Below are 25,267 nucleotides of genomic sequence, written 5' to 3' on the forward strand. Positions count from 1 at the left end.
ATTAAACAAATGAATAGTTTTGATACCAAGACATTCGCAATATGAATAGTCTAGAGTGTTGAAAAGGAATTAACACGTCGGGGATTCATAACAAAAACGCATTACCCAATTAATGAGTAATGCGTTAATAACAATGGATTTATACTAGCTATAATTGAGAAATCACCCCGTGAATCAAAATACAACTATAGGCAAAGTCTGACTGGTAATACTCATCTAGGGAATCAACCTACCTACAAATAACTCAGCTCAGTCAGTGATAACCGATGATGACTATGACCAACTTGGACATCATTCAATTTAGGCTAAAACCAGTCGACTTGCATGTCAAAACTGGTACTGTCAGTACTCATCAACAGAGATGACCACAGCGCAATTTTGGGTAATTCAAAGCGATAGAAATACTGCGATGCCTGTAACTTACCTTTATAGAAAAACTCATCTGCTTGATGCGGTTGCTGTGCTAAGGCTTTGGTGGCAACCATACTTTGCTTAAGCCATAACCACGCAATAATCACATGGCCAAACAACTCTAAATACTTAACTGAGTTGGCTAAGGCTAAGTCGATGTTCTTCGTCGCCATGCCGTTGAGTACCGCTTCAGTTGTCAGCGTTAATGTCTCTACCGCTTCGCTTAGCTTCTGGGTATATTCGCTCAAGCTGTCGTATTGTTTGGCTTGCTCAATGGTTTGGGCAATTTCATGCAGGGTAGCTTTATAACCCTGCATCTTATTCATCGGCACTTTACGGGTGATCAAGTCTAACGATTGTATTCCCGTGGTGCCTTCATGAATCGGATTTAAACGGTTATCACGATAGAACATCTCAACTGGATGCTCATTGATGTAACCATGCCCGCCCATAACTTGAATTGCATAAGAGTTAGCTTTAGGGCCATATTCAGATGGCCAGGTTTTAATGATTGGGGTTAAAAAATCTAATAAAGTATGGGCATGTTCACGCTGCTCACTGGTGTCAGCAGTACGTTCGTCATCGCTTAATTGAGTCCCATACAACACTAACGCCATTGCCCCTTCTGCATAGGCTTTTTGCGCTAATAACATGCGTTTTACATCAGCATGCTCAATGATGTTGACCATAGGGGATTGCGGGTCTTTACACGAAGGTAGTCGACCCTGCGGGCGATTTTTAGCGTAATCGACTGAATATTGATAACCAGCCACAGCCAATACCGCACCACTAGTACCCACCATAATGCGAGCTTCATTCATCATGTGGAACATGTACTTTAAACCGCAATGTTCTTCACCGACCAAATAGCCTATTGAGCCATTTTTTTCACCAAAACTCAGAGCAGTTGAGGTTTGCGCGCGACCACCCATTTTATGAAATAGCCCAGCGAGAGCCACTTCATTGTCTTCTCCAACGGAACCATCTTCATTAAGCAAAAACTTAGGTACCACAAATAACGAAATACCTTTAACGCCTTTAGGGGCACCTTGAATTCGCGCTAACACTAAATGAACGATGTTGTCGCTTAAATCATGGTCACCGCCTGAAATATAGATTTTATTGCCAGTAATGCGATAAGTACCGTCGTCCGACTTGACTGCCTTGGTTATTAAGTCACCCAAAGCCGAGCCACTGCCAGGTTCGGTCATGGCCATGGTGCCCATAAATCGGCCTTCACGCATGGGCTTAACCCAAGTGTTAATCAGTTCTGGACTGCCATGGGCTTGTAACAAGTTGGCGTTAGCAGTGGTCAACATGTTGTAACCCATACCGACCCCGCCAGCAACACTCAAAAATGAGGCTGCTGCACTGGCGATAATCGGCGGTAATTGCATACCACCCAAATCATAATCTGCAGTAGCAGAACCAATACCAGACTCGTTAACCGCATCGATTGCGGTTTTGAGTTCTGGAATGATATGCACTTTTTTACCATCAAATGTCGGTTGGTGAGTATCCAATTTCTGACGGATAGGAAGAAAGTATTTTTCTGCGATCGCTTTAGCCGTGGTGACGACTTCATTGAAGGTCTGGCGATCGTGATCTTGATAACGCGCTCGGCTCGTTAACGCTTCACTGTCAAACAGTTCGTAAAGCATAAATTCAAGATCGCGTTCATTCATTAACGTTGCAGGCATAATAGTCTCTTCTTATCTTGTTACTGAGCAGATGCCATGACATCTGCTCACAATGTATTGTTAAATGGATAGTTACAAATATTTTCTGACTGCCCACTGAGGCTTAAAACGCTGACACGCCGCCATCAACGGCAATGCATTGTCCTGTCATATAGGTGTTGGCGGGTGATAACATCATTAACATCACCGCGACGATTTCTTTTGGCTCACCTAAACGATTCATTGGCGCGCCACGGGCCATTTTCTTTTGCTTTTCTTCGTCAGCAAAGTTGGTCACCATCGGCGTGAGAGTAAAGAATGGGCATATTGCATTAATACGAATATTCTCGCGGCCGTATTCCACTGCACCCGTTTTGGTTAAGCCAATAACAGCATGTTTTGCCATAGCATAAGCACTGCCTCGAGCTGCGCCACCTAAACCAGCCATTGAACTGACATTGAGGATCGCGCCCTCACCTTGTTTAAGCATTTGTTGTATTTGGTGACGCATGCCAAATTGCACACCTTTAACGTTAATCGCAAACTGGCTGTCCATAATGGATTCGTCAATGTGGTGCAGCGGCATAAACTCGTGCGCGATACCGGCATTATTGACACCAATATCCACTCGGCCAAAATATTCAATTGCGGTATCGACCATGGCTTTACAGGATTCATTTTTAGACACATCGCATTTCATTGCGACCACTTCTGCACCTGTCGCGGCAATGGCATCGGCCACTTGATGTACGCCAGCTTCGTTAATGTCACTGATGACTAACTTAGCACCACGTTTAGCCAACTCTTCGGCCAGTAATTTACCAAAACCTTGCGCTGCGCCAGTAATAACGGCTACTTTGCCAGTAAAGTCTAATAATGGATCCATGCGAGTAACTCCTGTAATTGATGGTCTTATTGTTATAGTGAGTGTCTTTTTTCAATTTTTTATCATTTGCTCTTAACTTCAATCTTAAGTATTAAGTATTAAAGATTAAAATGAGAGTTAACGTCGCTTTATCACGGTAAATGTCGTTGATAAATCGCTGTTATTTTTCTTGAGTGACAACCTGCAATGCCATTTGCGCCAGCGGCTCAACGAACGCCCCCACTTTATTGGCATGTTCATTTGATGCATTGCCTTCTGCAGCACGTTTTGCCACCCCTTGCGCAATCGCCGCTAAACGGAAGAAGCTAAATGCAAGGTAAAACCCCCAGTTTTCAATCCGTTCAATGCCCATACGTTGGCAATATAAATCGACATATTCTTGTTCAGTTGGAATGCCTAAGCTGCCACGGTCGATATCTTTTAAACCGTCAATACTGCCCATCCCTGCTGGCATACGCAGTTGCATGCATTGATAAGCAAGATCGGCATATGGATGGCCTAATGTTGATAATTCCCAGTCGAGCAACGCAATGACCTGCGGTTTATCTTTGGCAAACATCATGTTGTCTAATCTAAAGTCGCCGTGGACTAAACACACACGGCCATCATCTTCGGGTAAATTATCTTCAAGCCACTGACTTAGCTGGTCCATTGCAGAAATTTTCTTAAGCTCGGTTAACCGATATTGCGATGTCCAGCGAGTCAATTGGCGCTCAAAGTAGTTACCCGCTTTGCCATAATCACTTAAGCCAACGCCATCAACATCAACACTGTGCAAAGCCGCGAGTACTCGGTTCATTTCGTTGTACATCGCGGAGCGTCGTTCATTGGAGTCAATCTCAGCTAACGATGCGCTCCAGTAAACAGCGCCATCGCAATATTCCATTAAATAGAACATTGAACCGATAACTGAAATGTCTTCACACAGATGGAATACTTTTGCTACCGGCACATCGCTGTCTTTTAATGCATTAAGGACCCGATATTCGCGATCTACAGCATGAGCAGACTTTAATAACTTGCCTGAAGGTTGGCGGCGTAATACATACACACCCGATTTTGCGGACACTTTAAACGTTGGATTAGACTGACCGCCGGCAAACTTTTCTAAGGTAATCGGGCCTTTAAAACCATCGACATGATCTTGTAAGTAAGCAGTCAGCTGTTCATTATTAATTGATAATACTTGGGGCATTTAGCAATACTCTTGTTGTTATTCTTAGTCATTAGATCGCAGTCATTGGATCGCAGTCATTAAAATTAGTCAGCTTGAATCAGTGTTTACGATCCAATGTTTAGCAATCAATGCTCATAAATAATTGCGATCTGGCCAGTGACACGTATTTAGATTGAAACGCAGTAATGCGTTTCAATCTGTTGCTGATATCTGCGACTTATCGATTTATTCAATAATCTTTTTCACTAAATCACGACCTAACTGCATCATATGCACTTGGTCTGGACCATCGGCTAAACGCAAAGTACGTTGGCCTGCCCATGCGTGTGCTAAGAAAGTATCTTGACTCACACCCACAGCACCGTGACACTGAATAGCACGGTCAATCACATCAAGAGACATATTTGGCGCGACAATTTTGATCATGGCAATCAGTTCTTTGGCAGCTTTATTGCCGTCTGTATCCATTTTTTGCGCCGCTTTTAAGGTCATTAAACGGGCTTGTTCAATTTGGCAGGCAGATTTAGCAATGTCTTCACGTACTGACTGTTGCTTGATCATCGGTTGACCAAACACAATACGTTCACCAACGCGTTTACACATTAAATCTAACGCGCGCTGGGCGATACCGACTGAGCGCATACAGTGATGAATTCGTCCAGGGCCAAGACGGCCTTGAGCAATTTCAAAACCTTTGCCTTCTGCAACAATAATATTTTCAACAGGTACGCGGACATTGGTAAATGTCACTTCGCCATGACCTTCTGGCGCATCGTTGTAACCAAACACTTTCATTGGTCGCACTAAGGTCACGCCCGGGGTGTTCATTGGCACAAGCACTTGAGATTGCTGAATATAACGATTGCTGTTGGTTGGGTCTGTTTTGCCCATCACAATCATAATTTCACATTGCTTACGACACGCGCCACTGATGTAAAACTTACGGCCATTAATGACATACTCGTCACCATCACGTTCAATCCGCAGCTCAATATTAGTCGCATCACTTGAGGCAACTTCTGGCTCTGTCATGGCAAACGCGGAACGGATTTTGCCTTCTAGCAATGGCTCTAACCATTGTTTTTTCTGGGCTTCGTTACCGTATTTAGCCAATACTTCCATGTTGCCGGTATCGGGTGCGCCACAGTTAAACACTTCTGACGCCCACATTACTTTGCCCATAATTTCAGCCAGCGGTGCGTATTCTAAATTGGTCAATCCAGCACTGTATTTACCGTAAGCAACGGGCAGAAATAAATTCCACAGTCCTTCTGCTTTCGCTTTGGCTTTCAATTCTTCCATTAACGGTGGCGTTGACCAAGGATCAAGCTCTACCTGTCGGTGCATTTCTTCTTCAACCGGAAACACGTTCAAATCCATAAAATCGCTTACACGTTTGATTAATGCTTGAACTTTTTCACTGTATTCAAAATTCATGTTCTACCCTTCTATTGGTCATTACAGTGTAATAGCAGTGCTAGAGTGAGCCTTAATATTTCAATTAAGACTCAAGCAGATCAGCAAACGTTAACTGAGTGACGTTAATGATTTTTTGTTAAACGGTTTAATATCCGCGATGGCTTGGTGTTTAATTTTATTGACCCACTGCGGATCGACTAATAAGGCGCGACCGACAGCGACTAAATCAAATTCGTTATTGTTTAAACGTACTAATAACTCATCAATACCGGTTGGATTAGATGTACCCGATAAATCGGCATTACCTTCACCAATAAAGTCAGCGTCTAACCCCACATTGCCAACAGTAATAACAGGCTTATTAGTGAGTTTTTTGGTCCAACCCGCTAAGTTAAGGTCTGAACCTTCAAATTCAGGCACCCAAAAACGACGTGTACTGGCATGGAAAATATCGACGCCAGCATCGCTTAGCAAACCTAAAAATGTTGCTAACTCTGCAGGGGTTTGACACAGTTTTGCGCTGTAATCTTGTTGTTTCCACTGTGAAAAACGGAAGATAATCGTAAAGTCATCACCCACAGCGGCGCGAATCGCTTTTACTATTTCAACACCAAAGCGAGTACGATTTTCTAACGATCCACCGTATTGGTCATCACGTTGGTTCGTGCCTTCCCAAAAGAATTGATCAACTAAGTAACCGTGGGCGCCGTGTACTTCAATGGCATCAAAGCCAATGTTTTTGGCATCCAATGCGGCTTGTGCAAAAGAGGCAACTACTTCGTTGATATCATCCTGGGACATTGCAACGCCATTTTTAGCACCGGGTTTATACAAGCCTGACGGACTATAAGCTGGGGCTTCTTTGTCTGGGCCAACGCCGGGTTTTCTGACAGAACCTACATGCCAAAGCTGTGGGGCAATTTTGCCACCTGCCGCATGCACTTCATCCACTACGTGTTTCCAGCCAGCTAATGCTGCTTCGCCATAAATAGCGGGTACGTTTTCATAACCGTTAGCGGCTTTATGAGAAATAAATGTGCCTTCGGTGATAATTAATCCCACGTCACCCTCAGCACGTCTGCGGTAATATGCTGCAACTTCTTTATTAGGAATGTAATTTGGTGAAAACGCACGTGTCATTGGGGCCATAACGGTTTTGTTTTTAAGTGCTAACGATTTAGTGTTAAATGATTCAAATAACTTATCGATACTGGTGTTTTTGTCACTGTTCATGGGTGCTTCCTAGCCTGTTATATTTTTTATTCTGTCTGCAATATTGTTTTTACTGTCGGTAATGGGTTACCTCATTAGACCGTTAGCCAATCAAATAGCCACCATCAACATTAATAGCCGTACCCGTGGTGTAGCTTGATGCGTTTGAGGCGAGATACAACACTGTGCCAGCCATTTCATCTGGCTGAGCCACACGCTTCATTGGTACGTGGTGCATCATTTGTTTCAAAATGGCTGGGTTATCAACTAACGCAGAAGCAAACTTGGTATCTGTTCCGCCGGGTAATAGAGCATTCACGCGGATATTGAATTGGGCACATTCTTTAGCGAATGCTTGTGTCATTGAAATAACAGCCGCTTTAGTAATAGAGTAAATACCTTGGAAGTCGCCTGGGATGACGCCATTAACGGACGCGACATTAATGATTGAACCACCGCCACTGTCTTTCATTAATTTTGCGCCTTTGGTCGACATAAAAAAGTAACCGCGAATGTTAACGTCAACGGTTTTTTGAAAGGCGATTAAATCAGTATCAATAATGTGACCAAAATATGGGTTAGCAGCAGCGTTATTGACCAGAATATCTAGTTTGCCATGTTGCTCTGTAATGGCGGCGAAAATCGACTCTATTTGATCCATGTCGCCAATGTGACACGCAATAGCTTGTGCACTGCCACCGGCTTTAATAATTTCATCAACCACTATCTGGCATGCTTCGATTTTTCGACTTGATACAATGACATGGGCGCCATACTGAGCTAATACTTTGGCAACACTTTCGCCAATACCACGGCTTGCACCAGTCACTAAGGCAACCTTCCCTGTTAAATCAAACAAATTGACATTGTTCATGTTTTTTCCTTTATATTTTTTGATTAATGGTTCGAAGCGCTAAAGTACCCTGATATTACCTAAAGGTTACCCAGTCATCGCCAGCCTGTTCTAAGTGACTGTAGTTATTAAAATAATCAACACTCAACATGTTTTCGGAAAATAACAGTTTAGTAACAGCTGTATTTCTGGCCTGTTGATTCAAGGCTAATGTTTGTCGATCGTTCAATTGCAAAATGTGCTGCACAATTGCCGAAATTGTCCCTCCGGAGGTAAACACTAAAACGTCTTTTGATTTTGTTATGTGATTTCCGGCAGTGATAATCTCACGTTTTTTTGCTAATTCTTGTTCAATAATATTCTGCAGAGCCCGAATACAACGCGCCTTAAATTGTGGCCAACTCTCTTTGTATTCATTGTCTTTATCACCTGTTACCCAACGATCGAGCGCTTGAGAAAATTCTTTTTGTAGTGTTTTATTGGGTTCATTACGTTGACTGATTTCATGGCTCATTTCTGCGAAGTTTTGCCACTGATCATTGTACTTTTTTAAAATATCGACATGGTCAAACTCATTAAAACCAGAGTGGATAACCATTGGGGTGGTTTCACCTTGATAGCCTTTTACAAAGCTGGTTAACGTTTGCCCATGACGCAATAAATCACCACAATAAAACTTGCTAGGTATCGCTCTAGCGCGCCAATACTCCCCTAATATCGCAGCTTGCTGACTTCCTTTATCTGACAGTTGATCATAATCAGTACTTCCAAAAGATGCCTGTCCGTGTCGAATCAAATAAATTGCTGCCATATGAGGTCTCTAACTGAATGAAATGATGGTTCAATACAAAAGTAATAAATTAACTTACTGTTTAACATACTGTTTAGATTGTCGTTAATTTAGCTTTAACCGCTTTGAAAGCAACATGGCATTATTTTCGAACACCAGTACTTGCTATTAATAATGACAACGTTAGCGTTTATTTAATCCACTATTGTATTGCACCGAATCTACTTGACTATGCTAATAGCAACATCTAAATTGAACAAATGAATAGTTCTAATACCCTACTATTTATATTTTAAATAGTGGCAGTGGTACTTGATACCTAATACTAGACAGCAGATATGAGTTGAGGTGTTCTCAACATAAACAGTGAGATCACCGGAGTAAGAATGAAAATTGATTTGAATTTGTTTGTGGTTTTCGATGCGATTTATTGTGAGGGAAACATAACCAAAGCTGCGTCAGTGCTCAATTTATCGCAACCTGCGGTGAGTCATTCATTAGGTAAACTGCGGACTCACTTTGATGATGCTTTGTTCATAAGACAAGGTAATGAAATGCGCCCAACACCCGTGGCCAAGAACGTCATTGATGACGTACGTGAAGCATTACATCAGTTACAAGTGTGTTTGGTACAGTCTCGACAATTCGAACCATTAACTTCACGTAAAAGTTTTTCATTGTCATTACATGGTTCGCTAGAACCCTACTATTTACCGATACTGCAACAGAGTTTGTCTTTAGAGTCTCCGTCCATCAATTTAAGCAGTAATAAAAGAGTTAGACGCACAGAACTGGAAAACAAACTGGCCAGTGGTGATATTGACTTGGCAATTGATACACTTATACCTGTTAGCAATAACATTATGCATACTCAATTAGAGCTTGATCAACTTGTTGTTGTTGCACGTAAAAACCATCCTGCAATGAATCCTGATCTTGATTTAGCAACCTACCTAAAACTCGACCATGTGCTGGTTTCATCTCGCTCCACTGGCCCTAGCCTAGAAGATTTTGAATTATCGCGTATTGGCTTACACCGTAAAATTTCATTACGTTGCCAACATGCGTTATCAGCCTGCCGGGTCATTTTAAATAATGACATGTTGCTAACACTGCCCAAAACTGCAGCAGCGATGTATAGCAAGATGCTTGATATTGATATACACCCTATGCCGGTTGAATTACCTGATATTGGTGTGCACTTATATTGGCATGTTAACGTTGACAAAGAGCCAGCCAACAAATGGCTTAGAAACAAGATGATTATTGCCGCGACAAACACCAGAATTATTACGTAAAACTTATTGATTTAATCGAATAACGTTGGCTGATAAATTCTGGATATAGAAATGGATGATCCTGCGTGGCATAAACAATTAAGCCCTTTTTTTACCAAGGGCGGTAATGTATGCCATATAACAAGTAGCTACCAATATCGGCCTTAGCAACTACGATGACTTGTTAATATATCGATCGAAAAAGGTTTGATTATCGATTGCTTTTGAATAAAAAAAACCTTGTACCCTTTCTATATCTAGTTGTTTACAAAGTTCAACTTGATGCTCTAACTCAACTCCTTCAGCAACGATATTGAGATGTAACGAGCGGATCATACCAACTAATCCACTAATTAGCGCTTTACGCTTTTCATCATGAATATCTTTGGGAATAAGAGATTTATCAATTTTTACAATATCGATTGGGAAATTATGAAGGTGGGAAATTGAAGAGTAGCCAGTTCCAAAGTCATCTAGGGAGATCTTACAACCTAAGCTGTCTATGTTATTAATGACGGCCAAACTTATTTCATTTTGTTTTAATAGAGCCGTCTCGGTAATTTCAAGCTCAATTGATGCAGGATCAACATTGAATTCTAATAAAACAGAACCAATATATTTTGCAAAATCTGGGTCTTCTAACTGAACAGCAGAAACGTTGATCGCCATCGACATTGAACGAGCTTGGTTTTCATTCCAAATGGCTAATTGTTGAACTGTTTGTCTAATCACCCAGCGTCCAATGCTATTAATTAACCGAGTTTTCTCTGCTAATGGAATAAACTCATCGGGTGTAATGTTTTGCCCATTATATGTCCAGCGTAATAATGCTTCGGCACCAACCAAATACGCAGTGTTAGGTTCAAATACCGGTTGATAAAACACATCAAATTCTTCATTGGCCAATGCATGAGATAATCCAGCTTCCAGATTATACTGATGCATAAACTCTTTTTGCATGGCCTCTTCAAAATAACACACTTGATTTCGCCCTAGCCGTTTAGCTCGATAAAGAGCAATATCTGCATTTTTGAATAAATCTTGGCTATTAATACTATTACCTGGATGGGTGGCGATGCCAATGCTCATACTGACGCTTAACGTTACTCGTGCAAGTTCAAATGGTTCGACAAGTGTTTTAAGTAACCGAGTGGCAATAATACTAGAGTCATCGGCAGATTCTAGGTTAGTAACCATGATGGCAAATTCATCTCCACCTAGACGCGCAAACAGTTCATCACCACGTAAACATCGGCTAATTCGAGCGACTAATGTCTTTAAAAGTTCATCGCCTACATCATGACCATGAGCATCATTAACGAATTTAAACTTATCAATATCCATCAGAATAAGCGCTAATGTATGCTTACGTCTTTTGTTATTTGCCACGGCGACTTTTAGCGCTTCGTCAAATAAAAAACGATTAGCCAAACCGGTTAAAGAATCACTTTCGGCAAGCTGTTTAACTTTAATATAGCTTTGGCGCAACTCACGCTCTAAATTGAACTTTGCTTGAGAGTGGATCACTGCCCTGTATAGCCTTGATGCTGTTACTTCAGATTTGGGTATAAAGTCCTGTGCACCGGCGGTAATACATTCAATAGCCAGAGTCTCATCTTCTGAAGAACTCATCATAATGATGGCACTGCCATAATCACGCACACGGCTTCGCAGCTCCAGCACCATTTCTATTCCATCACGACAAGGCATTCTGTAGTCAAGTAAAACCACATCATATTGATTTTTATCGTAAATTACTATTCCTTCATCCACAGTGCAAGCTTCGTCGATAGTAATGTCAACTTGTCCTTGCTGTAGTGCTCTACGGATCATTTCACGATCAATTATGTCATCATCAACAATTAATACTTTCAGCGTCATTGCTTTATCCTCGTTGTGACATTTTTAACGATAAATATATGGTTGATTTATCGTAATATCGAAAAATAATTAATATTATTCAATCGATTACTAAATGCCCTTTGTGCGATCCATCAACAAAATAATGGTTATAATTAATCGATACTGCATTATGTTTATTCTGTAGAAGCAAAACATAATAACTGGTTAAACAAATAGAAAAATCGGATACCATCATCTTTTATATCAATAGCTTATGCGTTTGCAGGTTGTTATTCTATAGACTTAGTTGTCCTTTCGTTCTTAGGCCAATAAGTTGAAATACAGGTACCACGACCCTCCGAGATAATTTTGATGTCTCCTGCGTAAAACGAAATGGTTTTCTTCACTAGTGCCAAACCCATACCACTACCTTCAATTTCATCTCTGGATTTTAAAGTTTGAAACATCTCAAGTGCTTTGCCTTGGTACGCTACCGGAATACCTGGGCCATCATCACAAATAGAGATAATGTGGTAAGTGTCTGTTACTTCATATTTTAAATGAATAACGCCTGTGCTTTTGTCATGATGCTTAATCGCGTTATTGACGAGGTTCCGTAATACTAATTCTAGCGGAATTCTCGGTAATCGACAGACAACTTGGCCTGTGTCACACACTAATGAAAACCCATTATCCAAACAATTGAGCTCAAAAACATGTTGTGTTAACTGATCTAAATTGACGCTTTCCCATTGATACTCTTGGCGACCAATGCGTGAGTAAGCTAATAAATCGGCCAACAAATTTTCCATTCGTTTAATTCGTTGTTGTAACAACTGTAGGTGTTTTTGAGAGGCTTCAGGTAATAAATCTGCACAGTCGGCTTGGATCCATGAAGATATTTGCCCAATAGCTTGTAGCGGTGATTTTAAATCATGGGATGCTACATACGCATATTGATCTAGCTCTTGATTAGATTTTGACAGTTCGTCAACATAATGCTGCAATTCAATCGCTTTATCGTCAGCCTGTTTGAGTGCATTGGTGAGTGATATTTTGGCATTTTTACGATCAGTTATATCACGCACAACACCAGTGAACATACGTTGGTCGTTGAGAACCATCTCACTAATGGCTAAATCGACAGGAAATTCAGTGCCATCTTTGCGTTTGCCTGTCACCTCACGCCCTATGACTCTGTGATCCGTATTTGCTATGTCTAAAAAGGGTTCTACGTTAGCTGCGGAATTTTTATCAAATTCAGGCATTAATAGAGTCACATTTTTATCCAACACTTCATCAGCGGTATAACCAAACATTTTTACCGCTGCTGGATTAAATGTTTTTATAGTGCCTGAAACATCAATGGTAATAATGCCATCAACAACTGTTTCGAGAATAATTCTAACTTTGGTCTCGTTTTCTACTATTTTTTGCTGCGCCCTTTTGGTTTCTGTTAGCGAGATACTCAATGCTCGCGTTTTTTCGGTTACTAAATTTTCAACCATTACTTTGCGGTTAATTAGCGATAAAATAAATAGTCCCATCAGGGTACTAATAATAAAACCAGCAACAATCACAAGCCAGACTTCTTGCCCTTCAGTCATGAGCACACTTTCTAATGTTGGAGATAGTTGGATTAACCATGTGCGTTCAGCAAACTGAAGTTCACCCTGCCAGTGGATATTGGACTCACCTAAATTATTTTCGAAAAACTGCATGGGTGTGGAGCTATTAGTAACATCCAAAATTCGAATGCTGACACTGTCTAAATTGTCATTTAACGCAGATCCAAGCAGCTCTTTTGCGCGATAAACGGCAGAGATTAAGCCTAGGTTCCGTTCATCATGAGTCACGATGGGTGTCAGTAATAAAAAAGCGAATTGTTTTTCTGTTTCTTGTACCAAAGTAATAGGTTCTGTAGCGACCGAACGCCCAAGTTCAAGCGCATGATTGATGGCACTTCTACGCCCTAGGTGCGAACCTATATCGAACCCTAAGGCCGCTTTATTGGATGCTAACGGGGCAATATAATAAACCGGATAATAGCGGTCTCTTGTTGTGGCAGTAATCAAATCACCCGATGAATCACGTTGTGTAAAGTGATAATCTTTTGCCAGTTGAATGCTCATACGTTGCTCATAAACCTTCCGTTCTGAGTTATTCACCTCAGGTATCCAAGAAAGAGCATGAGTACCTAGAATATAATCATAAATACTTACTGTATATTCTTGAAATTGATTAAAACTAATTGAATCAAATAAGCTAAAGATACTTACCATGGTTTGTGAGGCATGAAGAATATTCTCAGTTTGTTTTTGAATAGCGGTCAGCATTCCTTGGGCTTTTGCGTCAAAGATAGCCTGTTGTTTTACGAGTTGATCTGTGCGAGTTAATGAAAAAAGGGTAATAACAACCGCAATCATTAATAAGTACGGCACATAAAAGGAGAATAATTTAGTCTTACGTTGTGGCAATAAATTCAAGGAAATGATGACAGGACAAAAAATAAAAACGCCAATCGTATCTGCAAACCACCAATTTAACCAATATGACGACAAAAGCTTGTCTTCTAACTGACCTGCTATCTGCAGCGCAACCACACTAATTGATGCAGAAATAATACTGGCAACGGGTGCAGATGCTAATACGAACAAGCTAATAGCCTTAAACGAAAATAAATCTTGTAGCGGTAAAACAAATCTACGCACAAGCCAGATAGCAATAGCAGCTTGAAAAACAACCCCAGATGCAATGATGCAAGGGATCCACCATACAGTGCTAGGCTCTAACCAAGCATTATTAAGAAAATTCATAGTGACAGTAAACGCGCCAAAGAAAATGCCAAGCAACGTCAAATATCCAAAACGCAAACCAACTAATAAGGCAAAGCCTGCCGCAGGCCAAATTGGACTGGCAAAGCCTGACTCAATAACAAAATAACTTGCTAAGACTCCAAAAAACCAATAACCAATGGCTGAAAAAAAGACCCTGATAGCAGATATATAGTTTGAAGCAGTGGTAGATGGGGATAACCAAGAATATACTTTATTGAGCTGCGGCATAAATTTCCCTATGAGTACCGTAAAAGTTGGTCCTAATGACATCCATTTGTTGTTATTAAATCTACTTTAAAATCGATTAAGGTGATGCTTTAACAATCAATCAACACTTTTATTTTAGCTTATAAATTACGCTACAACATCATTATTTGACCCGCTTGAATTGATATAAGCGCTAAGCAGAATATGAATAATAAATTCATTGGCAGACCCTAGTCATTTATCGTTATAACAAACGTTCTCCTCGACTCACATACAGCAAATCTTGCCTAAATCGCCCATAAAATGGCAATGATTTACTACCATTGATGGAAAATTGTCACTTGATAGCGTTTATTATCTTGAACAGCAATCAGATAATAAACCGAAATCAATAATAAAATTAAAGTGTTGATTTAAATCGGATAAACCTGCTAAGAAACGGTTAACAATTGCATTATGTTAATGCGTACCATCATCCATTGAGTTAGTGATTACAGCGTATTTATGATAAGCATCATCAGCATTCATCGGTTTTGAAAAATAATACCCTTGTGCAACATCGCAATGATGCTCAATCAAAAAGTCTAATTGGTCTTGTAATTCAACGCCCTCAGCCGTGACACATTTATCTAATGAATGCGCCATGTTTATCACCGCTTTTACCACGGCTTGATCTTCAGCTGAATGAATTAGATTACAGATAAATGACTGATCAATTTTTAACGTCGTTGCTGGCAACGACTTGAGATAGGCAAGTGATGAATAACCCGTGCCAAAGTCGTCAATAGCCACATGAATATCAGCTTGGATAAGCTTTTGTAAAATATCGATTGATTGCTCAGGAATGGCCATCAAAGCGGTTTCGGTGATTTCAAACTTAAGCCACTTAGGTTGCGCGCCAGTCGCTGCAATAACAGCCAGTAAATCGTCAGCTAAGTTTATGTTCATCAATTCTAGCGCAGACAAATTGACTGATACCCTTTTGAAATCGAAATGTTGTTCATGCCATCTAACAAGTTGTTGGGATACAGTTTGGAGCATCCAACGGCTTAACTCGAAAATTAAACCGGTATCTTCGGCAATGGGAATAAATTCAGCCGGAGAGATCATCCCAAATTCGGGGTGTTGCCAGCGCATCAACGCTTCAAATCCAGCTAATTCCTGGCTTGGTAAAATAATTAAGGGCTGATACACCGCAAACAATTGATATTGTTCAACAACATTTTCAGCTAACGCTTTGCGTAATCCTTGTTCAATAACGAGTCGACGCTTATTGTGTAGTGCTTGTTGTTTGTTACAAAATGCCACGCCGTTCGGTCTTTTCTTGGCTTCATATAACGCTGAATCTGCTTGACTTAATATCGCTTCAGCATCTTGGCCATCTTCAGGAAAAAGACTAATACCCACGCGGCATCCTAAAATAATCGTTTGTTCTAAAAATTCAAAATGATGTTGAAACACTTCAACTAATTCTGTCGCAATAACATTCGCATCATCAGCTGATGTATTGGGCAACGCAATACAAAATTTATCTCCGCCAAAACGCGACACTGTGAAGGTTCCGTTCAGCGTAGTACTAATGCGTGTAGCAGCCTGTTTGAGAATATAGTCTCCAGCACTATGGCCAAAATTATCATTAATAATTTTAAATCGAGTGAGATCTAAAAACAGTAATGCCAAGGTCTGTTGATTTTGCAAACATGTTTGAATATTTTCGTCGAGTAATATTTTAAAAAAGTAACGGTTAATTAAGCCCGTTAAGTCATCATAGTGCGATAACTGATACAACATATCTTGTTGCTGTTTACGCGATGTCACATCGTGGGCAATACCTTCACAACCAATACATTCACCTTTATCATCATACATAGGGCGTTCAAGCACCTCAAAGGTATGAATAATGCCATTAGCCGCAAATATTTCCATTTCAAATGGAGCTAATTTCTCGCCGTTAATAATGCGCTGAATATATCCTGAGATAAGTTTGTTTTTCGGATTATCCGTTAAATACTTATAGTAATACTCACCAAAACCAGAAATAGTAAGCCCCAAAATATGAGTAACCGATGGGCTAACGTATTGTATAAATCCTTCGATATCGTGTTGATAAAAAATATATTCATCTTCTAACGACTCAACCAAACCACGGTATCTATTTTCGCTAATGGTAAGCTGAAGCGTCCGTTCCAAGACGTTTTGTTCAAGATTATTTTTTAATTCGTTTAATGCCATATTGGCATTTGCAGTATTAATATTAGCAATGGTTAAGGCTTGATTATTCCGTTTAGCTTGCACAATCCACAGACTGAGCAGCAAAATTAATACACCTGCCACCGCCGCAAACTCAAACACATCTTGGTAATCTTTCGGCAGCGTGATATTTGCCCCCCAGGCTTCATTGATAGCAATTTTTTCAGCAGAGCTTAACGAGCTCAGCCCTTTCTGCATAATACCGGCTAATACAGGGAAATCTTTTCTGACTGCGATTGATTCATTAGCATTGTTTTTTTCATAGAAAGCGACGAACTTTAAATCGGAAAATGAATACTTTAACTGGTAATAATTAGCAGCAGCAAAAAAGGTAATAGCTGCATCAGCTTGATTTGCCTGAACGGCTTCCATCGCTTCGCGCATGTTATCAACAAGAAATGGGGTCACACTGGGGAATTCATCGATAATGTTATCGGTATATTGATATCCCTTAACTAAGGCAATGGTTTTATGTGCAATATCACTGCGGTTATGAATTTGATGCTTGTTTTTTTTGCCGATAATGACCAGTGATTTAAATACTATTGGGCTAGTGAATAAGAACTTTTTTTCACGATTAGGTGTGTTAACCATGGTCAACACAATATCAATGTCCTTTTTCTGCAAGTTTTTTACAATATTTGGCCAGCGATTTTCATCACTTAATTCAAATTGGATATTTAATTTTTTACCCATTAGAAATAAAGTATCAATTGCCATACCAACAATTTGACCGTTTTCATTGATATAGCTGTAAGGAGGGAAATATCCATCAACACCAACACGAATGGGTTGGTGCTCGCTCAACCACTGTAATTCGTTTTCATTAAGCGTTATTGGCTCAATAACGGCCTTCTCGACTGTATCTGCACGGGTAATACTTGTGAATGACAACAATAACAATATACAAAGTAAGACATTTGCATATGCATTTGGTTTATTTGACATTATTATTTGTTCCTGGTGTTTGTATAGCCAATGCTAAAACTAACACCGGTGAAATGTAATCAATTTGTTAATACCGATTTAAATCGTACCACATTTAAAACAATAGCTTACGTATTTAAATATTAACTAAAATTTTTCAACTGCTTAGTTGCGCACATTTAAATAACTTTGATAATTTATTTATACTAAAAAAGGTTACTGACATACAAACTTTAATGAGTTTTTTATGTCTGCAACCATTAGTGAACTGTATTTTTGTGATCAAGCGCTCAACCATACTGTTTATGTCGAGCTAGGAAGTGTAGACGGTAAGCCAAGCGGTATTAGTACTGCCATCGGTGTATTATTATCTTGTAATAGACAAGCTGCATCCATGCAGTCGTCGGTAACTGCTCCTGCGTTACTCTAACTCCTGCATCCATTGCAGTCGTCGGTAACTGCTCCTGCGTTACTCTAACTCCTGCATCCATTGCAGTCGTCGGTAACTGCTCCTGCGTTACTCTAGATCCTGCATCCATGCAGTCGTCGGTAACTGCTCCTGCGTTACTCTAGCTCCTGCATCCATGCAGTCGTCGGTAACTGCTCCTGCGTTACTCTAGCTCCTGCATCCATGCAGTCGTCGGTAACTGCTCCTGCGTTACTCTAGCTCCTGCATCCATGCAGTCGTCATGTAAGTCTACTATCAGGGTTTTGGTTGAAGTTTACCCGCTATCACTAAGTGAGAACGGCCCAGTAGATTATTGGCTCAAGCTTAACTCACTAAACGACAACGACATCTTGCCTAATCCTTGATATTCAATCTGCAGAGGTTTATCCATGTCGACTTTAAGTACACCGCAGTATGAGCCGGTAATTATCGCTTGGCCGGCTGTAATCTCAATGCCGCGAGCGGTTAAAAAATTCACTAACCAGTACAAAGGTGATGCAGGTAAATCACACGGATGACAACCGTCATAGGTATTGGTAGTTTGTTGTTGAGTGACCGTTATTTGGATTTTGCTAGCCATTAATGCCTTAGCTTTGTCAATTTCTGGGCCTAAGTACAACCCCTGATTACTGAGTCCGTCTGCCAACTTTTCAACAAATGTGGCTGAATAATCTCGGCTAAATCGTTGTTGAATTAACTCCAATGCCATATGAGTAGCGCTAATTTGTTGATCGATTTCGGTATCAGAGTAATGACGATGAGCCTCAAAGGTTTGACCAACAACAAAAGCGATTTCAGGCTCAATCAAGGCACGCTGTGCAGATGATAAAATGGCGCAATCGTGTTGATTGACAATGGCATCAGCCAAAATAGGTGCAACAATCAAATCGCCATTGTCTCGCGGCGTTAAACATTTCCACCCAGTAACATTATGTTGATTCAATGCAATCATCGCGACATGGATTTCAAGTGCCGTTTCAATACTGTCTATATGCTGTTCAGGTAGTAAATTTGACTCAGGATTAACACAATGCCTTTGTGAAAAGAGATGTTTGGCAATGTCGTTTATATTCGTTTGTTGAACCATTACGGTTTCCTATTGCGATAGTGAAATACTTTAACAAGCGAAGCATTATTCGCGAGTAAGTGATTATTATAAATAAATATTCGGTTAGTACTAACGCCACACATTAGTCACTGCAGTATCGATGTTAGTGATGTTAATGCTAGTAGCGTTAAAGTTAGTAGCGTTAGTGTTGATGACACCTCACAAACACCCACAGTATTAAAGCTAGCCTGAAGTTAACTATCAGGTTATCCGGCTTTGCGTTGTTTTAACTGTGCTTTAGTTTGCTCAAACCACTGATAAACAATCTCGCGTGTTTGCTCCGATGGCATTGCATTAGACGCGCCTCTAATCTGGTCGATTTCGCACATCAACGGCTGGGTTTTAGTGATTTTGATACCAATAGTCATTCGTTCAGGCTTAGCCATTTTAAACGCACAATAATGTCCGTTGGCAATGCTTTGATGATAAATAGCGATACAGTGACCTTGTTCCTGGCCTTCTGCGACGAGTTCATCATAACGGCTAATAGCCATAATTTGACCATTGGCTTTAAGCAATTGCGGATAGGCGATATCGGCATTTTGTGGGCGGGCATTAACTACTGAGATGTCATTGCGCTCAAGCACCCAGCGATCATGTAACTGGCGTAAATCTTCAATCGACGGCAATTGACTCACCCGTTGCAGCGGATCTAAAACCCCTAACGCAACGCCTAAATGCAAAGTGTCATTCAAGTACGCCATTAATTTGCTTCGTCCTTGTTGCTGATTAAACGCCAAATCGAGCCCAAGCGGAGTACCAGTAAAAAATGGGTACATGTGATCAACACTCAAAGCATTTAAGTTAATCTGTTGATAATGCTTAAAACGACTAAAGTGTTCAAATCGCGCATCTAATTGACGTTTAACATGCAGTAAATCGGCTTCTCGTTCATAGGTTAACGTTAACTTATCAATAAACTTAAGCGCTGCTTTACTGCTGTGATAGCCCAGCGCCGTTAAAATCTGCCGCTGTCCTAGTAAACAAAATTCAAGCGCTTGTTGATTATCGACACAGTATTGCTCGCAAATCAGTAATAACAACACCGGTCTGCTGAGTAATATCTGTAATGCGGGTTCACAATTAGCTGCCAGCCACAACATTTGGTATTGATGCTCTGCAAAAGGCTGAGTGATCTTCAACAAATGTTGCGGAATAGTCGCCAACCAGGCTCGACCAGCTTCGCTTTGAGTCACTAAATCAAGTCCTAGCCCTAACCCGCCTTCCAGTTGCTCATTAGATTGATGATTAAAGGTTCTAAATCCAGCTAAGCCATTATCCCAGCAGTGTAATTGAACATCATAATCAAAACCCAATTCGCGCATAGGGATGGATAACGCACCAGTCATGTCGACTCCTAAAACAACCAAATCAATAATGTAGCTGATATTGAAACTTATTTGGCATCAGATTCTATAGCAATCGATTCAACCGCGCAGATATCAGCCAATTTACACAGTTCGATACTTCCCTAACACAAGGTTAACGCCATTGTCTGCTATATAAGCAGATTATAAATCGACAACTTAGCGCTAACCTGTATAATCCGCGGCCTATTTACTTACATATACTTATGTCTGTCTTATTCACACTTGGCTGTTGTCTTGCCGTTTGTTGATAAATATTCAGTAGTACACAGTTGGAACATTGCTTTGATTTCTACCGCTAATATCACCATGCAGTTTGGCCCTGAGCCATTATTTGAAAACATCTCGGCTCAATTTGGTCACGGTAACCGTTACGGTTTAATCGGCGCAAATGGCTGTGGTAAATCCACGTTCATGAAAATTTTGAGTGGTGCTTTGGCTCCAACATCAGGAAACGTGTCGATTACGCCAGGCTTTAAAGTCGGTACGCTTAGTCAAGATCAGTTCGCGTTTGAACAATATAGTGTTGTCGACGCAGTGATTATGGGTGATGTCGGACTGTGGAAAGTAAAACAAGAACGTGACAGCATTTATGCCAAAGCGGAAATGACCGACGAAGACGGCATGCGAGTAGGCGACCTAGAAAGTCAGTTCGCGGAAATGGACGGCTACACAGCTGAAAGTCGCGCTGGTGAAATTCTGTTAGAAGCCGGTATTGAAGAGTCATTTCACTTTGGTTTAATGCAACAGGTTGCTCCAGGTTGGAAATTGCGCGTGCTATTAGCACAAGCTTTATTCGCTAACCCAGACATTTTGTTACTCGACGAACCTACCAACAACTTGGATATTCATACCATTAGTTGGTTGGCAACAGAGCTAAACAAACGTAAATGCACCATGATCATCATTTCGCACGACAGACACTTCTTAAACTCTGTTTGTACCCACATGGCTGACATCGATTACGGCGAATTACGTGTTTATCCTGGTAATTACGAATATTTCTTAGCTCAATCAGGCTTAATTCGTGAGCAACTATTAGCAGGCAACGCCAAGAAAAGTGCTGAAATTGACGAGCTGCAAGACTTCGTTAACCGTTTTGGTGCAAACGCATCTAAAGCAAAGCAAGCTAGCTCACGCGCTAAAAAAATGGACAAAATTAAGTTAGATGATGTTAAGTCATCTAGCCGTATAACCCCATCAATTCGTTTTGCAGAAAGCAAAAAGCTGCATCGCCAAGCACTTGTACTTGAAGAGTTGTCACACGGTTTCGACGAAGTGTTATTCGAACACGGCGACCTTATTCTTGAAGCGGGTTCTAAACTGGCGATTATTGGCGAGAACGGCGTAGGTAAAACGACCCTATTACGCTGTTTAGTAAATGAATTGCAACACAATCATGGCCGTATTAAATGGTCTGAAAATGCTGCGATTGGTTACTGCCCGCAAGACAGCACCGCTGACTTTGATAATGACATGACTTTATTTGATTGGATGTCATTATGGCGCACACCAAAGCACAATGATTTAATGGTTCGCGGTATGTTAGGTCGTCTGTTATTTTCAGATGACGACGCCAATAAAAAAGTTCGTAACTGTTCTGGTGGTGAGAAAAACCGCCTATTATTCGGTAAGTTAATGATGATGGATATTAACGTACTGGTAATGGACGAGCCAACCAACCACATGGACATGGAAGCGATTGAAGCGCTAAACCAAGCCTTGAAATTATTTGAAGGCACATTAATATTTGTCAGCCATGACCGCGAATTTGTGTCATCTTTGGCAACGCGTATTATTGATGTAAAAGGCAAAAAATTGATAAACTTCCAAGGTACATTTGATGAATACCTTGCAAGCCAAGCTGAAGCAGAAGCCCGAGGTTAACCTCTATTTGGGCATGCGATACTCAATGTCCATTAACGGATAACATCGTTAAAGTAAGGTCTTCATGTTGCATAATATTGCAAAGATGAAGACCTTTTTTGTTTAATTCATCATAGAGATAATGATTAAGCAGAAATCGCGATTGCAGATGTATGTATAAAGATTAGAAGTGTAGACATGAACAACTGTCAAACTTGTCATTTACTTTACTAACTGTGCGAATTAACACTGTTAGCAAAGCAAAGGCTGTTTGGGAGGCGTTGGTTATCACGAACTGAGGTTATTTATATTCATAAAGCCTAATCAATAGTAATCCGTTGCAGATACACGTAAAATCTACGCCTAAAATTAATAACTAACGACATAAAATAGCGAAAATATCATGAATAGAAAAATCGAATTATTGGCACCTGGTGGAGATGTCGATGCGATCAAAGCTGCGATAATAGCCGGTGCAAACGCCGTTTATTGTGGCTTAGATACCTTCAACGCCCGTAACCGTGCAGCAAACCTATCATTCGATGACTTAATTGGTGTTATCGCGCTTGCACACCAATATCAGTGTGAAGTGTTTCTTACTATGAACATCGTTATTTTAGAAAACGAAGTTCAGACATTGGTTAAATTGCTCAATCAGCTTGTGAATACGGGTATCGACGGCATTATCGTCCAGGATTTAGGCCTGTTTAATCTAGTGACTAAACATTTTCCAAGCCTAGCAATTCATGCCTCAACCCAGCTGACAACTCATAACGAAGGTCAAATTGGCTTTTTAGCCAAAATCGGCGCCACTCGCGTCAATTTATCTCGTGAGCTAAACCTTGGCGAAATTAAAAGCCTCACCACCCTCGCCCACGATCACGAAGTGCTTACCGAAGTTTTTGTTCACGGCGCATTATGTATCGCCTTCTCTGGTCAATGTTATTCAAGCTCAGTGAGTGTTGGTAATTCTGGCAACCGTGGCCGCTGTAGCCAGGCATGTCGTGACGAATATGAAGTCACAGCTGCGGGCAACAAGTTTCCGCTGAATCTAAAAGACAACTCAGCTTACTTTGATTTACCAGAATTGGTTGATGCCGGTGTTGACTCACTCAAAATTGAAGGCCGCATTAAAGGTGCACAATATGTGCATACCGTGGTGGACAGCTGGCGTAAACAGATCGACAAATTTATCGAAACAGGCAAGCTGTTAGCCGATGACTCGAACTTACATAAAGTGTTCAACCGTGATTTTACCAACTCATTTTTAAAGGGTAACCTCACCAAAGACATGTTTATCGACAATCCACGCGATAACAGCTTTAAACATGCTAACGATAAAAGTAACGCAATATCAGTGGTACAAATTCAAGAAGCACAACAAACACTGTCGTCAGAAAAAGACGCCATTGTGCAACTGGTTGCCGAAAAAATTAATCACCTGAGCATTGCCAAGCCAACGTTAGCACTGGCATTTTCAGGCCAAGTAAATCAACCATTGTCGATCACGGTGACCACACCAGACCAACACTTTGTGATTGAATCATCTATCTCTCTAACCCAAGCGACAGAGTCTCGGGTTGATGAAGCGGCCATTGAAAAACGCTTTAAAAGCTTAAAAGGCAGTGGTTACTTGTTACAAGCGTTTAATTATGACGGCTTGCAGGCTGATTTAAGTCTACCATTTAGTCAGTTAACTCAGCTTAAAAACCAACTGTTATTACAGCTAACACAAAGAGAATACATAGGTGCAGTAACCTTACCCAAGTTACCTAAGCATCCGAAAGTAACAGAAACACCGACATTATCTTTGCTTATTAGTGATGAAAAAGACGTCAACTTATGTGATGTTACCGATGCCGACATCTACTTTAAGCTGCCTGAAAGCTTTAAGAAAAACGACAACAAGTATATTGATATCTTTTTACGCAACCCAAGGTTAATTCCGTGGTTTCCGGCTGTGCTTATTGGCAAAGATTACATCGAAGCAGTAAGAGTGTTAGAAGTGGTTAAGCCTAAGCGAATTGTTACTAACAATACCGGCGTCGCGTTTAAAGCCTATGAAATGGACATCGAGTGGATTGCAGGCCCGTTTTTAAACACTACTAACTCTTATGCCTTGCTAACATTACAAGAGCAATTAAATTGTGCTGGTGCGTTTATTTCTAACGAGATTAATCGTAATCAAATTAAAAATATCGCCAGGCCGGAAAACTTCAAACTGCTTTACAGCATCTATCACCCTATTTTGATGATGACCAGCAGACAATGCTTTTTCCAACAAACGGTAGGCTGTAATAAGCCCAGCATTGAAGACGGTTGCATGCTCAAGTGTGAAAAAGCCACTACCATCACTAATGTGAAAGGTATTTCGTTTGCAGTAGACAAACAAAAAGGCGGTTACCCGAGCATCTATAACCACGAGCAGTTTTTAAACATCGAAGCCGTTGAAGATTTATCACACTTATTTGATGAGTTCTTTATCGATCTCACCAACATAGGATCTGGCTCAAAAGCAGAAATAGATAAAACTCAGCTGGTCGCCCACTTCGAAAATGTCCTTAAAGGCGTTAGCGAATCGAAAGTGGAGTTAAATCAACTGGTGACCATTTCGACTAATGCCCAGTATCAGCAAGGTTTATAATAACGCTGGATAATGACTCGCTCGACATAGAGTGTGATGATTAACTTATGACTCAATTAATTTATCA

The 25,267-nt window shown here is 40.6% G+C and carries 16 protein-coding genes; 4 read left to right on the forward strand and 12 right to left on the reverse strand.

Annotated features, from left to right (window positions below):
• Nucleotides 1-305: 305 nt before the first annotated feature.
• The 7 genes from H5181_RS00065 to H5181_RS00095 all read right to left on the reverse strand — a co-directional run bounded on the left by H5181_RS00065 (nucleotide 306) and on the right by H5181_RS00095 (nucleotide 8,448).
• Entirely contained in the window at nucleotides 306-2,111 is a 1,806-nt protein-coding gene (locus H5181_RS00065) for an acyl-CoA dehydrogenase (protein WP_182749690.1), read from the reverse strand.
• Nucleotides 2,112-2,214: 103 nt separating this feature from the next.
• Nucleotides 2,215-2,976: an SDR family NAD(P)-dependent oxidoreductase gene (locus tag H5181_RS00070; RefSeq protein ID WP_182749692.1), complete on the reverse strand. Its 762-nt coding sequence runs from the start codon at nucleotides 2,974-2,976 to the stop codon at nucleotides 2,215-2,217.
• A 160-nt stretch (nucleotides 2,977-3,136) separates the two neighbouring features.
• Entirely contained in the window at nucleotides 3,137-4,171 is a 1,035-nt protein-coding gene (locus tag H5181_RS00075) for a phosphotransferase family protein (protein WP_182749694.1), read from the reverse strand.
• A 207-nt stretch (nucleotides 4,172-4,378) separates the two neighbouring features.
• Nucleotides 4,379-5,590, reverse strand: a complete 1,212-nt coding sequence (locus H5181_RS00080; RefSeq protein ID WP_182749696.1) for an acyl-CoA dehydrogenase family protein — start codon at nucleotides 5,588-5,590, stop codon at nucleotides 4,379-4,381.
• Nucleotides 5,591-5,680: 90 nt separating this feature from the next.
• A complete protein-coding gene (locus H5181_RS00085) occupies nucleotides 5,681-6,805 on the reverse strand; it encodes an NADH:flavin oxidoreductase (protein WP_182749698.1) in 1,125 nt (374 codons plus the stop codon).
• A gap of 82 nt (nucleotides 6,806-6,887) precedes the next feature.
• Complete coding sequence (locus tag H5181_RS00090; protein WP_059743543.1) at nucleotides 6,888-7,658, reverse strand: SDR family oxidoreductase; 771 nt, start codon at nucleotides 7,656-7,658, stop codon at nucleotides 6,888-6,890.
• A gap of 55 nt (nucleotides 7,659-7,713) precedes the next feature.
• Nucleotides 7,714-8,448: a histidine phosphatase family protein gene (locus H5181_RS00095; protein WP_123883783.1), complete on the reverse strand. Its 735-nt coding sequence runs from the start codon at nucleotides 8,446-8,448 to the stop codon at nucleotides 7,714-7,716.
• A 365-nt stretch (nucleotides 8,449-8,813) separates the two neighbouring features.
• On the opposite strand from H5181_RS00095, the gene H5181_RS00100 reads away from it, so the two are divergent.
• The gene (locus tag H5181_RS00100) at nucleotides 8,814-9,725 is read left to right on the forward strand and encodes a LysR family transcriptional regulator (protein ID WP_182749701.1); all 912 of its coding nucleotides are present in this window, start codon (nucleotides 8,814-8,816) and stop codon (nucleotides 9,723-9,725) included.
• A 150-nt stretch (nucleotides 9,726-9,875) separates the two neighbouring features.
• Here the strand turns inward: H5181_RS00100 and H5181_RS00105 are convergent, their stop codons facing one another.
• The 3 genes from H5181_RS00105 to H5181_RS00115 all read right to left on the reverse strand — a co-directional run bounded on the left by H5181_RS00105 (nucleotide 9,876) and on the right by H5181_RS00115 (nucleotide 17,788).
• Nucleotides 9,876-11,585 carry a bifunctional diguanylate cyclase/phosphodiesterase gene (locus H5181_RS00105; RefSeq protein WP_220491609.1) on the reverse strand — a complete coding sequence of 570 codons (1,710 nt, stop codon included), beginning with the start codon at nucleotides 11,583-11,585 and terminating at the stop codon, nucleotides 9,876-9,878.
• Nucleotides 11,586-11,836: 251 nt separating this feature from the next.
• Nucleotides 11,837-14,611, reverse strand: a complete 2,775-nt coding sequence (locus H5181_RS00110) for a CHASE domain-containing protein (RefSeq protein ID WP_182749703.1) — start codon at nucleotides 14,609-14,611, stop codon at nucleotides 11,837-11,839.
• 438 nt (nucleotides 14,612-15,049) lie between these two features.
• Nucleotides 15,050-17,788 (reverse strand): EAL domain-containing protein, encoded by a 2,739-nt coding sequence (locus tag H5181_RS00115; protein WP_182749705.1) that lies wholly within the window; start codon nucleotides 17,786-17,788, stop codon nucleotides 15,050-15,052.
• 226 nt (nucleotides 17,789-18,014) lie between these two features.
• Here H5181_RS00115 and H5181_RS00120 point away from each other — a divergent pair, with 226 nt between their 5' ends.
• The gene (locus H5181_RS00120; protein ID WP_182749707.1) at nucleotides 18,015-18,197 is read left to right on the forward strand and encodes a hypothetical protein; all 183 of its coding nucleotides are present in this window, start codon (nucleotides 18,015-18,017) and stop codon (nucleotides 18,195-18,197) included.
• A gap of 328 nt (nucleotides 18,198-18,525) precedes the next feature.
• On the opposite strand, the gene H5181_RS00125 is transcribed toward H5181_RS00120, so the two are convergent.
• Nucleotides 18,526-19,302 (reverse strand): 2-keto-4-pentenoate hydratase, encoded by a 777-nt coding sequence (locus tag H5181_RS00125; protein WP_182749709.1) that lies wholly within the window; start codon nucleotides 19,300-19,302, stop codon nucleotides 18,526-18,528.
• A 227-nt stretch (nucleotides 19,303-19,529) separates the two neighbouring features.
• Complete coding sequence (locus H5181_RS00130; protein WP_182749711.1) at nucleotides 19,530-20,672, reverse strand: PcfJ domain-containing protein; 1,143 nt, start codon at nucleotides 20,670-20,672, stop codon at nucleotides 19,530-19,532.
• Between the two features lie 303 nt (nucleotides 20,673-20,975).
• Here H5181_RS00130 and H5181_RS00135 point away from each other — a divergent pair, with 303 nt between their 5' ends.
• Together H5181_RS00135 and H5181_RS00140 are read left to right on the forward strand one after the other, a co-directional pair.
• Complete coding sequence (locus tag H5181_RS00135) at nucleotides 20,976-22,577, forward strand: ABC-F family ATPase (RefSeq protein WP_102037000.1); 1,602 nt, start codon at nucleotides 20,976-20,978, stop codon at nucleotides 22,575-22,577.
• 382 nt (nucleotides 22,578-22,959) lie between these two features.
• Nucleotides 22,960-25,200 (forward strand): peptidase U32 family protein, encoded by a 2,241-nt coding sequence (locus tag H5181_RS00140; protein WP_182749713.1) that lies wholly within the window; start codon nucleotides 22,960-22,962, stop codon nucleotides 25,198-25,200.
• The last annotated feature ends 67 nt before the right edge of the window (nucleotides 25,201-25,267 follow it).

This window comes from Shewanella sp. SG44-2 (assembly GCF_014164215.1).
Taxonomy (GTDB): domain Bacteria; phylum Pseudomonadota; class Gammaproteobacteria; order Enterobacterales; family Shewanellaceae; genus Shewanella; species Shewanella frigidimarina.